The sequence below is a fragment of the Thalassospira lucentensis MCCC 1A00383 = DSM 14000 genome (assembly GCF_000421265.1).
In the GTDB taxonomy this organism is placed as follows: Bacteria; Pseudomonadota; Alphaproteobacteria; order Rhodospirillales; family Thalassospiraceae; genus Thalassospira; species Thalassospira lucentensis.
In genome coordinates this window covers 153,385-165,466 of record NZ_ATWN01000007.1, presented here as the reverse complement: position 1 = coordinate 165,466, position 12,082 = coordinate 153,385, and the positions used below count along the sequence as shown (strand labels likewise).

The 12,082-nt window shown below is 54.4% G+C and carries 13 protein-coding genes; 7 read left to right on the top strand and 6 right to left on the bottom strand.

Going from position 1 to position 12,082, the window contains the following annotated elements; all coding sequences use genetic code 11:
• Positions 1-30 precede the first annotated feature (30 nt).
• Complete coding sequence (locus K355_RS0115360) at positions 31-930, bottom strand: LysR substrate-binding domain-containing protein (protein ID WP_022733042.1); 900 nt, start codon at positions 928-930, stop codon at positions 31-33.
• Positions 931-1,027: 97 nt separating this feature from the next.
• On the opposite strand from K355_RS0115360, the gene K355_RS24135 reads away from it, so the two are divergent.
• On the top strand, positions 1,028-1,990 hold the full coding sequence (locus K355_RS24135) for a DMT family transporter (protein ID WP_022733041.1): 963 nt from the start codon (positions 1,028-1,030) through the stop codon (positions 1,988-1,990).
• A gap of 65 nt (positions 1,991-2,055) precedes the next feature.
• On the opposite strand, the gene K355_RS0115350 is transcribed toward K355_RS24135, so the two are convergent.
• From K355_RS0115350 to K355_RS0115340, 3 genes are all read right to left on the bottom strand, one after another.
• Positions 2,056-2,760: a CTP synthase C-terminal region-related (seleno)protein gene (locus tag K355_RS0115350; RefSeq protein WP_022733040.1), complete on the bottom strand. Its 705-nt coding sequence runs from the start codon at positions 2,758-2,760 to the stop codon at positions 2,056-2,058.
• A gap of 119 nt (positions 2,761-2,879) precedes the next feature.
• Positions 2,880-3,557, bottom strand: a complete 678-nt coding sequence (locus K355_RS0115345; RefSeq protein WP_022733039.1) for a response regulator — start codon at positions 3,555-3,557, stop codon at positions 2,880-2,882.
• A 159-nt stretch (positions 3,558-3,716) separates the two neighbouring features.
• Positions 3,717-4,037 carry a DUF1476 domain-containing protein gene (locus tag K355_RS0115340; RefSeq protein WP_022733038.1) on the bottom strand — a complete coding sequence of 107 codons (321 nt, stop codon included), beginning with the start codon at positions 4,035-4,037 and terminating at the stop codon, positions 3,717-3,719.
• 160 nt (positions 4,038-4,197) lie between these two features.
• Between K355_RS0115340 and K355_RS0115335 the strand changes: the two genes are divergently transcribed.
• The 5 genes from K355_RS0115335 (at position 4,198) to purL (ending at position 9,292) form a co-directional block, all read left to right on the top strand.
• Entirely contained in the window at positions 4,198-4,977 is a 780-nt protein-coding gene (locus K355_RS0115335) for an NRDE family protein (protein WP_022733037.1), read from the top strand.
• Between the two features lie 212 nt (positions 4,978-5,189).
• The gene (gene purC / locus K355_RS0115330) at positions 5,190-5,948 is read left to right on the top strand and encodes a phosphoribosylaminoimidazolesuccinocarboxamide synthase (protein WP_022733036.1); all 759 of its coding nucleotides are present in this window, start codon (positions 5,190-5,192) and stop codon (positions 5,946-5,948) included.
• Between the two features lie 127 nt (positions 5,949-6,075).
• Positions 6,076-6,315, top strand: a complete 240-nt coding sequence (gene purS / locus K355_RS0115325; protein ID WP_022733035.1) for a phosphoribosylformylglycinamidine synthase subunit PurS — start codon at positions 6,076-6,078, stop codon at positions 6,313-6,315.
• A gap of 80 nt (positions 6,316-6,395) precedes the next feature.
• Complete coding sequence (gene purQ / locus K355_RS0115320; protein WP_022733034.1) at positions 6,396-7,085, top strand: phosphoribosylformylglycinamidine synthase subunit PurQ; 690 nt, start codon at positions 6,396-6,398, stop codon at positions 7,083-7,085.
• On the top strand, positions 7,082-9,292 hold the full coding sequence (gene purL, locus K355_RS0115315; RefSeq protein ID WP_022733033.1) for a phosphoribosylformylglycinamidine synthase subunit PurL: 2,211 nt from the start codon (positions 7,082-7,084) through the stop codon (positions 9,290-9,292). The genes purQ and purL overlap by 4 nt, the downstream gene beginning before the upstream one ends.
• 59 nt (positions 9,293-9,351) lie before the next feature.
• Here the strand turns inward: purL and K355_RS0115310 are convergent, their stop codons facing one another.
• A complete protein-coding gene (locus K355_RS0115310) occupies positions 9,352-10,170 on the bottom strand; it encodes a helix-turn-helix domain-containing protein (protein WP_022733032.1) in 819 nt (272 codons plus the stop codon).
• Between the two features lie 132 nt (positions 10,171-10,302).
• On the opposite strand from K355_RS0115310, the gene K355_RS0115305 reads away from it, so the two are divergent.
• Positions 10,303-10,707, top strand: a complete 405-nt coding sequence (locus K355_RS0115305; protein ID WP_022733031.1) for a hypothetical protein — start codon at positions 10,303-10,305, stop codon at positions 10,705-10,707.
• A 116-nt stretch (positions 10,708-10,823) separates the two neighbouring features.
• Here the strand turns inward: K355_RS0115305 and K355_RS0115300 are convergent, their stop codons facing one another.
• Positions 10,824-12,023: an Mrp/NBP35 family ATP-binding protein gene (locus tag K355_RS0115300; protein WP_022733030.1), complete on the bottom strand. Its 1,200-nt coding sequence runs from the start codon at positions 12,021-12,023 to the stop codon at positions 10,824-10,826.
• Between the last annotated feature and the right edge of the window lie 59 nt (positions 12,024-12,082).

The following is a 12,082-nucleotide window of genomic DNA, read 5'->3' as shown; positions in this document are numbered from 1 at the left end:
TTTTGTTGACTAAGCCCCCGACAATCCGGCTTAGTCAGATGCAAGTTCCTGTGCCTCAGCCAGCAACCAGTCACGAAAAAGCTTCACCTGCCCGCGCAATGCGCGATTTTTGGGATGCACCAGATAATAGCCAAATGGCACTGTGAGCACCTGCTCTGGAAACAGATGGACCAGCTTGCCCTCGGCAATGTCTTCTTCGGTCAGTAGCGGGTTTGCCAAAACCACGCCCTGCCCGTGAATGGCAGCTTCGATGGCCATCGAGGTCTGATCGATTTCAATCTGCGTGATCGTGCTGACATCGGCGGCACTCACCCCGGCATAAGCACCCAGCCATTCGGGCCACCACGCATGCAAAATATCATTGAGCAAGGTTGCCCGAACCAGATCGGATGGTTTTGCCACCCCCATGTGATCACGGTAAGACGGCGCGCAATAGGCCGCAGCCCGCCCACGATATAGCAGCACTGTCTCAAGACTATCGTCGCATCCATCAAAATAGCGCACAGCGATATCGACCGGATCCCGATTAAAATCGATCATTTGGCTTTGCGATCCGACATGAAGCGACGTTGTCGGATAGTCGATCAAAAAGCGGGCCATCCGCCGTGAAAACCATTTTGCGGCAAAACTTGGCGGCATCACAACCCGTACCGAGCGATCAGAACGCCCGCGCACCTGTTGGCTGGCATCGACGATCTGGCGCAAGGCAGGCCCAATGCGCGCGGCATAATCCAATCCATCCGCAGTTGGGCGGACTTGCCGGACCGAACGGGTAAATAGCTCCATCCCCAGCCAGTCTTCAAGCTTTTTGATCTGCTGACCAACAGCCCCCGGGGTCACGTTCAATTCTTCGGCGGCAAGAGAAAAACTATTTAGTCGAATAGATGCCTCGAACGCACGCAATGAATTCAGCGGTGGATATGCAGCCATGATATAGCTTTTCTATTTCATTGAACAGATAACATGATTTGTAGCCGATCTGCGTGCTGCCTACAATCTGGCAATCACCGCCACCGAAAGTACCGCCATGAAACGCAGCATCCCCACCCCGTATCTTGTTTTTGGTTTTCTGGCCCTTCTTTGGGGCATGACGTTTTTGTTCAACAAGATCGCAGGCGGTGTGGTGTCTCCGATGCAGATCGTTATGGTGCGTGTGGTGATAGGGTTTTTACCCGTGCTGGCTTTTGCCCTGTCGCGCAAAGTTCTGCGCTGGGAGCATGTCCGCTACATCCACCATTTTGTGGTGATGTCGCTGATGGCGGCTACCGTTTACTACTTTGCCTTTGCCAAGGGCATTTCACTTTTGCCAACAAGCACCGCGGGCATGCTAAGCGGTGCAATCCCGCTTTTTTCCTTTGTCGGAGCGGCGATTTTCCTGCGCAGCGAACCGGTTAACTTTCGCTCCATCACCGGGCTTTTGATCGGGTTTGGCGGGGTCATTGTGATTGCACGGCCCTGGGACGCCAATATTGCCAGCAATGACTTGACCGGTGTTCTGTACATCGCGTTTGGATCAGCGTGTGTTGGACTGTCGTTTGTCTATGCCCGAAAGTTCCTAAGCCCGCTTGGCATTTCGCCGATTGCGCTGTGCACGTATCAGTTGGGCCTGTCGTCACTGACCGCCATGGCGATTGGCGATTTTGACGGACTTGAGATGATCTTTACCGACTGGAAAGCCGCAGGGTCGCTGTTTATTGGGCTGGGTCTTCTGGGTACCGGCATGGCCTTTATGTGCTACTATTATCTGGTTGAGCAGCTTGGTGCGATCAAGACATCCAGTGTCACCTATATCCCGCCGGTGATCGGCCTTTTGACCGGCGTCTTGATCCTTGGTGAAACCATTTCAATGACAGACATTATCGCCACCGCCGCCATCCTGTCGGGAACCTTGGTGATGCAATCATCACGAACTCCCGCCGCAACCGCCCAATCGGTCAAAACGACATCCGATTGTAGCATTGTCGCAGCCAAACAGTGCGATCCGACCTAAGGAATGCTGCGCGTTATCGTCACCCCCGTGCACTGCACGGGGGTGTTTTTCTATGTGATGAACCGTTAAATGCGTGATTGGGATGCGGCCCGGACGAATGCCGTGATCAGAGGATGGGTTTCCCCGCGCAAGGCCGATCTTTCGGGCTGAAACGCCGTTCCGATGAAAAAACGTGCGCTCCGCAATTCGACTGCACGGGGATCACCTTCATCATCCCACGCACTGATCACAAGGTCCTGCCCGTCCAGCAAACCGGCATAATCTGGATTAAGGCCATAACTGCACCGATAGGTTTCGTTGATTTCAGCACTGCTGTAATGGGTTCGGATGAGACTGTCTTTGGCAAGCTTGATCGCGCCATCCTGATCAATCAGCGCACAGACAAGCGGCGCAATCAGTGGCAATTTCGCGTCCGGGTCAATTTCGGCGTTGGCCGCATCAACAAGCCCCAGAACATTGCGGGCATATTCCAGAACCGCATGCTGATACCCGCCACAGGTTCCCAGAAACGCAACATCGCGTTCACGGGCATAGCGGATCGCATTTAGCGCCCCGTCAAAACTATTATACGGGCTGGCAGGTACACACCAAATCCCGTCATATCCCTCAAGAATATGCGGTACATTGGCGTCAAGACGCTCTGTTGCGATCCAGTCATACGCGATCATTTCCCCGAGATCATCAGCAGCAATCTGAAGGGCTTTGGGGATGGCTTGATGGGCGATAACGGCCTGTTTGAAATCGCCAACAAGTGCAATACGGATGGTCATAAGAAATCCTCGTTTTAGGTGACATGACGAGGAGGACAAACAGTGTTACCAACGAAAACGGCCCGTGAAAAACACGGGCCGGATCGCAAGCTCAAACAAAGCTGCCTTTGACGAGTATATTACAAAGTTCCCGAGCGCGCCATATCTTCAAGCGCGGTTTTTACCGCTTGGGCGCGGTTCGAAACGTTGAGTTTGCGATAGATGTTTTTCAGGTGATATTTCACCGTGATTTCACGCAGATCAAGATGGCGTGCGATATCCTTGTTCGGACGCCCTTCAGATAGCAACGCCAGTACTTCACGTTCACGCGGGGTCAGGCGGGCAAAATCCCCCTCGACCCCGAAACCACCCGCCATGCGTTTTTCACGATCAGGACCACCGACAATACCGTCGGTCATATCATTGAGAATGGACGATGGCAGGTATTTTTCACCGGCAAGGACAAGCTGAATGGCATTTGCCAAGGCCTGACCGCGCAGTGTTTTGGGAATGAACCCCTGTGCACCCGCCTCAATGGCGTGACGGACATCCTCGCTGCGATAGGCCCCGGAAAGCAAAACAACCGCCGTGGTTTCGGCGACCTTCTGAAGTGTCCGCTTAAGGCCTTCGAGCCCATTCATGCCCGGCATCCGGAGATCGAGCAGAACAAGGTCGAAATCATTGGTTGCCACAATATGATCAAGCGCCGGATCCAATGCCCCGGCTTCGACGACTTCGCAATCTTCGAAATATTGCTGAAACAGCAACGATAATGCTTCACGAACCAGGTCGTGATCGTCTGCCAATAGGATACGCAAAACCCTTGCCCTTCTTTCCCAAGTAGACATCTCCACCCAGATGTCATGAGTACCACACTAAGAAGTTGCACCCGTTGTTTTTATTGTTTCCGTTTGGAGAATACGGGACCCCTTAGGCGTTTGCAAACACGAAGATTTTTGCAAGGGTTTTGACTGCGCTTAACCCGCAAGCATCTCGGCCCGGGCAATCGGGCGCAATTGTTCGAGTTTCGCCTGTAGCGTGCTGACGGTTACATCAATGTTGTTGCGGCCGAAATCCGCTAGCAAAAAAGTAACAATGCTGTTTTCTTTGGGGTTTGCGATCACTTCGCCAATGACTTTCTTGGCATAGGCATCACAATCGGCCGGGGCCATGCCCATCTGTTCGCCTGCCCATACCGCCAGCATCTTGTAAAGATGGGCTTCGATGCGAAAATCCTGTTCCAGATCAAAGCTGTATTTGGCCTCAAAGCCCCGTTCACGATCATTAAAATTGTTCATGATGTTCCCTCCTGCCCGTTTGGCGTCCGATTGTTCAAATAGATTACGGTTAGATTAATAGGCCAGATTGATAAGTATGACCGGACAAAGGTAATTTCATCCCTTCATCGGTCACTTTTGAATTTGACAAATATGCCCCCATGACGCTTTGATCTGGCTCATGTGTACTGTCATTATTTTACGCCGCCCCGACCACGAATGGCCTGTCATCATTGGCGCCAATCGTGACGAAATGAACAACCGCCCGTGGCAGCCCCCGGCCCGCCACTGGGAAGACCGACCCCATGTGATTGCCGGACTGGATGAAACAGCCGGGGGCACATGGCTTGGCAACAACGAAGACGGTGTGGTTGCCGCCGTGCTGAACCGGTTTGGCACCCTTGGCCCGGCCGATGGCAAACGATCGCGCGGTGAATTGCCGCTTGAAGCACTTGACCATGCCGATGCGATTGACGCCGCACAGGCATTGGCCGAACTTGATGGTACCGCCTATCGCCCGTTTAACATGGTGATCGCCGATAACCGTGATGCATACTGGCTTGCCAATCATGGCGAAGGCAAGATTGAAATCACCGATATTCCCGAAGGTCTGTCGATTGTCACCGCCTACGATCTGAACGACACGGAAAATAGTGCCCGGACAAAACGCAATCTGCCGCGTTTCATCAGCGCCCCAGCCCCCAATCCCGAAGCCGATGACTGGTTTGCCTGGCAGGCGCTTCTGGCGGATACAGGAACCCTTCCCGCCGACCCGGATCATCACGATATTCGCGCCGATGCGATGCTGGTCCGAAGCAACATCGGATTTGAAACCCTGTGTTCATCCGTGATCGGTCTGCCGGCGATTCCCACTGACAAAAACGAACTTCCGCGTCGCCCTGTCTGGTTATTTGCCAACGGGCAACCCGATGAGACCCCGTTTCATCCAGTGGCTTTGTAACCGGCAACTGTTTGTAAAAACGGCGTAATACAATGGAAATATTGCATTGCGGCACCGTTCGGCGTGACGGTTGCAAAATACGATTATCAAGTCTGCATAAATAGACCTTACGCGACAATTGAGTTTCTCGCCCAGCACTGCTATATGGGGGGCGCGATTTTCAGGGTGCTCGGGGACACTCCCCGCAAGCCAATATGTGAAAGATCCCGCCAATGTCCAGAAAGACGCCCATCTATGAGGGCAAAGCCAAGGTTCTTTACGAAGGTACCGAACCCGGCACGATCATTCAGTATTTCAAGGATGATGCCACCGCCTTTAACGCGCAGAAGCGCGGCACGATTGCAGGCAAGGGTGTGCTCAACAACATGATTACCGAATTCGTCATGACCCGTCTGGCGGAAATCGGCATCCCGACCCACTTCATTCGCCGCCTGAACATGCGCGAACAGCTGTGCCGCAAATGTGAAATCGTTCCGATCGAAGTTGTCGTGCGCAACATCGTGGCCGGGTCGATGGCAAAGCGTCTTGGCCTTGAAGAAGGCGAACGCCTGCCGCGTCCGATTGTCGAGTTTTATTACAAAGACGACGATCTTGGCGATCCGCTGGTATCTGACGAACATATCCTCGCACTGGGCTGGGCAAGTGCCGAAGAGCTTGAGGAAATTGTCGGCATGACGCTGCGTGTCAATGACTACCTGTGTGGTCTGATGCGCGGCATCGGCATCAAACTGGTTGATTTCAAACTTGAGTTTGGCCGTGTTTGGGAAGGCGATTTTGCCCATCTGGTTCTGGCCGATGAGTTTAGCCCGGACAACTGCCGTCTTTGGGATGCAGAAACCAACGAAAAGATGGATAAGGACCGATTCCGCCGCGACATGGGTGGCGTTGAAGAGGCCTATCAGGAAGTCGCCCGCCGTCTTGGTGTGCTGCCTGAATCCGCCGAAATAGAAATGCTCAATAAAGACAAATAATCCCCAAGGCCGCGTTCGCGCGGCCTTTTTCTTATGACTGACCGGTGATCGATCTCATCGGACAGCGTTTTGTTTGCAAGCAATATCGCGCATGCGCCTTCGCATGCGAACGTTAAAGGAGCTTCCCGTGAAAGCACGTGTTCATGTCACCCTGAAGAACGGTGTTCTTGATCCGCAAGGCAAAGCCGTTCACCACGCCCTTCAGGGTCTTGGTTTTGATGGCGTTAATGACGTCCGTCAGGGCAAGTTCATTGAACTGGAAATCGACGGTGCGGATACAGCCAAGGCCAAAGCCGAGGTCACCGAAATGTGCGAGAAGCTTCTCGCCAATACCGTGATCGAAGACTACACCATCGAGCTGGCTTAACCGCCCCGCCAAGGTTTTGCTTAAGCAGACTTTTGCGGTTCGAGATTACGTAACGGACCCTAATCGAGAGACGGTATTTCATGAAATCCGCTGTCATCCTGTTTCCCGGCATCAACCGGGAAAATGACGCCATCGCAGCCCTGAAACAGGCGACCGGCACCCAGCCGACCCTGGTTTGGCATGGCGAAACCGAGCTTCCCAACGTCGACATCATCATGGTCCCCGGCGGCTTTTCTTATGGCGACTATCTGCGCTGCGGGGCGATGGCTGCCAAATCGCCGATCATGCGCGCCGTTGCTGAGCGCGCAAGCCAGGGCGTGACCATTCTGGGCGTCTGTAACGGTTTCCAGATCCTGACAGAAGCAGGCCTTCTGCCCGGTGCGCTGATGCGCAATGCCAGCCTGAAATTTATCTGCAAGAATACGCATCTGAAGATCGAGACCACCACAACCCGCTTTACCAACCAGTATGGCAAAGGCGATGTGGTCGATTATCCGGTGGCACATCATGATGGCAATTATTTTGCCGATGAAGACACGCTCAACCGTCTTGAAGGCGAAGGCCGCGTTGTCCTGCGGTACTGCGATGCCAACGGTGCCGTTGACACAGAAACCAACCTTAATGGGTCGCAGCGCAATATCGCAGGCATCATCAACGAGGCGGGCAATGTTCTTGGCATGATGCCCCATCCGGAGAATGCCATTGATCCGCTGCATGGCGGGATTGATGGTCGCGGTCTGTTCAAAAGCATGGTGGAGGCCGTATCGTGAGCACCAACCAATTCAACAGCACACCGATCACGCCTGAACTGGTCAAAGAACACGGCCTGAACGAGGAAGAGTACAAACTCGTCCTCGAAATCATGGGCCGTGAACCCAACATCAACGAACTTGGTATTTTTTCGGTTATGTGGTCTGAGCATTGCTCCTACAAATCATCGAAAAAATGGCTGAAAACGCTTCCGACCACGGCCGACTGGGTTATTCAGGGTCCGGGTGAAAACGCCGGTGTGATTGACATCGGCGATGGTCAGGCCGCCATTTTCAAAATGGAAAGTCACAATCACCCGTCGTTCATCGAACCCTATCAGGGGGCGGCAACCGGTGTTGGCGGCATCATGCGTGATGTCTTCACCATGGGCGCACGTCCGATTGCCAACCTCAATGCGCTACGCTTTGGCGCGCCAGAGCATCCGAAAACACGCCACTTGCTAAGTGGCGTTGTCGAAGGCATTGGCGGGTATGGCAACTGCATGGGCGTTCCGACCATTGGTGGCGAAACCAACTTCCACGCATCCTATAACGGTAATATCCTGGTCAATGCGATGACCGTGGGGCTGGCCGATACGGACAATATTTTCTATTCGGCGGCAGCTGGTATTGGTAACCCGGTTGTTTATGTCGGGTCGAAAACCGGTCGTGACGGTATCCATGGTGCGACCATGGCATCGGCCGAGTTTGATGACGACAGCGATGAAAAGCGCCCCACCGTTCAGGTTGGCGATCCGTTCACCGAGAAACTTCTGCTTGAAGCCTGTCTTGAACTGATGGCGACCGACATGATCGTTGCCATTCAGGACATGGGGGCGGCTGGCCTGACGTCATCCTCGTTCGAGATGGCGTCCAAAGGCGGTGTTGGTGTTGAGCTGTGGCTTGATAAAGTTCCAATGCGCGAAGAAGGCATGACGCCTTATGAGCTGATGCTGTCAGAGTCACAGGAACGCATGTTGATGGTGCTGAAACCCGGTTGCGAAGAGGCCGCCAAGGCGATCTTTGACAAATGGGAACTCGACTTTGCGGTGATCGGTACACTGACCGATACCAAACGCATGGTTCTGAAATGGCATGGTGAGCTTGCCGGTGATCTTCCGATTGATCCGCTGGCCGAAGCATCGCCGGAATATGACCGTCCGTGGGAAGTCACCCCGAAACAGGATCGCATTGATCCGGCAAGCCTTTCGGGGAAGGTCGATCATATCGATGCGCTTAAAACCCTGATTGCGTCCCCTGACCTCGCATCACGTCGCTGGATCTGGGAACAGTATGACCATCTGGTCATGGGCAATACCATTGTCCGTCCGGGCGGTGATGCCGGTGTTGTGCGCGTTTCTGGTACCAACAAGGGCATTGCAGCCACCACCGACTGTACCCCGCGCTATGTCATGGCCGATCCGGTCGAAGGCGGCAAACAGGCGGTTGCCGAAGCATACCGTAACCTGATCGCAACCGGTGCAAAACCGCTGGCGATCACGGACAATATGAACTTTGGCAATCCGGAACGCCCGCGCATCATGGGTCAGTTTGTCGGTGCCTGTCAGGGCATTGCGGACGCCTGCATCACGCTGGACTTCCCGGTCGTGTCGGGCAACGTGTCGCTTTATAACGAAACCAACGGCGAAGGCATCATGCCAACCCCCGCTATTGGCGGCGTTGGTGTGATTTCCGATCTGGCTCATCATGCCACCATCGGCCTTAAAGCCGGTGAAGGCGCGCTGATCATGATCGGTGCGGCTACGGGCGAACTTGGCCAGTCGCTGTATCTTAAGACCATCGAAGGTCGCGAAGAAGGTGCGCCGCCGCCGGTTGATCTGAATGCGGAAAAACGTGCCGGTACGCTGGTGCGCGAATTGATCGAACTTGGTGCTGTCAAAACCTGCCACGATATCGCCGATGGCGGCCTTTTGGTCACCGTTGCCGAAATGTGCATGGCGGGCAATATCGGTGCGGACGTCAGCCTGCCAGAACAGGGCAGCGAAGCCGCATGGCTGTTTGGCGAAGATCAGGGCCGCTACGTGATCGCAACCAGCGATCCGGACAAGGTTCTGAATGCTGCGGCCAGTGCCAATGTTGCCGCCGTCATCGTCGGTCAGATCGGTGGCGATGCCATCAGCATCGAAGGCGACGCCAAGGTCAGCGTTTCCGACCTGCGCGACCTGAACGAAGGCTGGATGCCGTCCTTCATGGCCGACGCCACCTAATCAGCAGTTATTTCCTGCAAACACAAAACCCCGCCAGAATGTTCTGGCGGGGTTTTGCTTTAAAGACCGGATGCCAATTGGCGCAAAGCATGTCCCGTCGCCGCGTCCGCAGGCAACAGCGTTTCAATTGCCAATTCTGACAATGTGACTTCGACCGGGGTCCCAAACACGGTCGTCGTGCTAACAAACCGTAATGTGCCAATCTCTGTTTGCAGCACCAATGGTACCACAAGCCCGGACAAGGCTCCGGCATCTGTCGGCGGCGTGTTTTCAGCCCCCGTTACCGTCGGTGGCATACGATAATGGCTGGCTTCGTCATGCAGGCCACGCAGCTTGGAGTCCGCTGCCAGCTCGATCTGGCGGCGCAGACGATCAAGCAAATGATCCTTCCATTGGATATAATTGACCACACGCGATGCCAGACCATCGGGATGAAGGCTAAGCCGCAACAGGTTTACCGGCGGACGCAGTAATTCAGCATCAACACCATCAAGCATCAAAGGTACAATCTTGTTGGCAGCCACCATGTTCCAGTGTCGATCCATGGCAAGTGCCGGATAGGGTTCATGCGCCGACAGAATTTGATCAACAGCTGCGCGTATCGCCATTGATTGATCATCGGCGAAATCATGTTCGGCATAGATCGGCGCAAAACCACCCGCAACCAGCAAACTGTTGCGTTCACGCAGCGGAATTTCAAGACAGTCGGCAAGATGCAGAACCATGTCCCGGCTGGGCTTTGATCGACCGGTTTCAAGGAAACTGAGATGACGCGTTGAAATCTGCGCCATACCCGCAAGGTCAAGCTGACTTAACCGACGCTGTTTGCGCCATGCTTTCAAAACACCTGAAAATGTGTCGCGATTTATCTGGTTCATTGTCTGCCCTGAATGAATTTGACACAGACTATCATCAAACAATTCGACATGACATTACCTCCGAGGTAATCGCCTTCATTACCTGCCGTCGGCATACTGCAGCCATCACAACCAACCCGAAAGGTTAGAACGATGTCTGTAGCTTCTTCTGCAAAATTGCTAAAAACCGTTTTGGTGCTCGACGCCGCAACCTGCCTTGCCTTTGGCGTCCTGCTAACCCTTGGCGCAGACCTGCTTGGTGAATGGTTAGGCCTGCCGAGCAACCTACTGCTGATTGCTGGTGTGATTTTGTTTCCCTGTGCCGTCCTGATGTATGTCACCGGACGTCAGGCAACACCAAGTCCCGCAATGGTTTGGCTGATTATCATTGGCAATGTCGGATGGGTCATCGCAAGCATTGCCGTCCTGCTGCTGCCCGCCATCTCGCCTTCATTGCTCGGTTCTGGCTTTGTCATAGTGCAGGCATTGGCGGTTTGTCTGTTGGCTGGGCTGGAATACCGGATGCTTGCGAGCACCGGCAAGCTTGCAACGGCTTAAATCCTCCTGCCCCAAGCCCAAGGCCCAGTCCCAAACCGCAAAAGAAAAACCCCGCCAGCATACTGGCGGGGTTTGATCGTTTTCTGCTTTGCCAAAAGACCTTGGCAGAACCGTCGTTACTTAAAGCTGATTTTCGGGAACAGGCTTTTTTTCTTGGGCTCGGACACGGGACCAACCTGTTCGTCAATTGCCGCTGCAATCTTGTCGGCAATCGCGCCATAGGCCTTGGTGTGCTCACCGTCCGGGTCTGAATGGACAATCGGTTTGCCTTCATCCGCCCCCAGACGGATTTTCAGATCAAGCGGGATTTCGCCAAGGAACGGCACATTCAGCTCATCGGCCGCTTTATGCGCGCCGCCGTGATCAAACACATGATCGATATGGCCGCATTCCGGGCATTTGTAATAGGACATGTTTTCGATCAAGCCGAACACCGGCACATTGACCTTGCGGAACATATTCAGCCCCTTGCGGGCATCCAAAAGGGCAATGTCCTGTGGGGTGGAAACAATCACCGCCCCGGTAACAGGCACACGCTGCGCCATGGAAAGTTGAATATCGCCCGTGCCCGGTGGCATATCGACAACCATCACGTCGAGAACGCCCCAATCGGTATCGCGCAGAAGCTGTTCAAGCGCGCCCATCGCCATCGGGCCGCGCCAGATCACCGGTTGTTCTTCGTCGATCATAAAGCCAATCGACATGATGCGAATGCCAAAGGCCGTTGGCGGGGTCATTTTGCCATCAATATCAGATGGTTTCGGTTTGGCATCGCGAAGCCCCAGCATCCGCGGCAGACTCGGGCCATAGATATCGGCATCCAGCAAGCCGACCTTAAGCCCCTTGGCCGCCAGCGACAGCGCCAGATTGACCGAGGTGGTCGATTTACCAACCCCGCCCTTACCCGACGCCACCGTAATGATGCTGCGCACGTCAGGCAGTTCAAGCGGCTTTTGACCGCCACCCTGCGGACGTTGTCCCACCTGACCTGCTTGCCCGGAAGCCGTACCAGCAGGGCGTGATGGGCCACCCGGTGCCTTTGGCGCGTTATCGGGTGTACCCTTGGCGCGCTCGGCGGTCAGGGCCACACGGGCCGTTGTGACCCCGTTCACAGCAGCCACCGCCTTTTCAGCAGTCTGGCGCAAATCTTCGAGGGACGGTCCGCGTTGCGGATCAACAGCAATCATGATATTGACTGTTTGGTCATTTATATCAATACCTTGCACCATATCCTTGGCGACGATTGATTGGCCGTCTACCGGGTCGATCACGCTGTTAAGGGCGGCGATAATCTGTTCACGGTTGGGCGAGGTCATATTGCGGTCTCCAATTTTTGCCTTAAGTCCGGGATCATATAGAACTTGCAAGCGCGTAT

Excerpts from the sequence above, each read along its gene's own strand:
- K355_RS0115305 (WP_022733031.1), top strand. The coding sequence starts at position 10,303 with ATGTCTGTAGCTTCTTCTGCAAAATTGCTAAAAACCGTTTTGGTGCTC.
- purC (WP_022733036.1), top strand. The coding sequence starts at position 5,190 with ATGTCCAGAAAGACGCCCATCTATGAGGGCAAAGCCAAGGTTCTTTAC.
- K355_RS0115300 (WP_022733030.1), bottom strand. The coding sequence starts at position 12,023 with ATGACCTCGCCCAACCGTGAACAGATTATCGCCGCCCTTAACAGCGTG.
- K355_RS0115335 (WP_022733037.1), top strand. The coding sequence starts at position 4,198 with ATGTGTACTGTCATTATTTTACGCCGCCCCGACCACGAATGGCCTGTC.
- purQ (WP_022733034.1), top strand. The coding sequence starts at position 6,396 with ATGAAATCCGCTGTCATCCTGTTTCCCGGCATCAACCGGGAAAATGAC.
- K355_RS0115350 (WP_022733040.1), bottom strand. The coding sequence starts at position 2,760 with ATGACCATCCGTATTGCACTTGTTGGCGATTTCAAACAGGCCGTTATC.
- K355_RS0115360 (WP_022733042.1), bottom strand. The coding sequence starts at position 930 with ATGGCTGCATATCCACCGCTGAATTCATTGCGTGCGTTCGAGGCATCT.
- K355_RS0115340 (WP_022733038.1), bottom strand. The coding sequence starts at position 4,037 with ATGAACAATTTTAATGATCGTGAACGGGGCTTTGAGGCCAAATACAGC.
- K355_RS0115310 (WP_022733032.1), bottom strand. The coding sequence starts at position 10,170 with ATGAACCAGATAAATCGCGACACATTTTCAGGTGTTTTGAAAGCATGG.
- K355_RS24135 (WP_022733041.1), top strand. The coding sequence starts at position 1,028 with ATGAAACGCAGCATCCCCACCCCGTATCTTGTTTTTGGTTTTCTGGCC.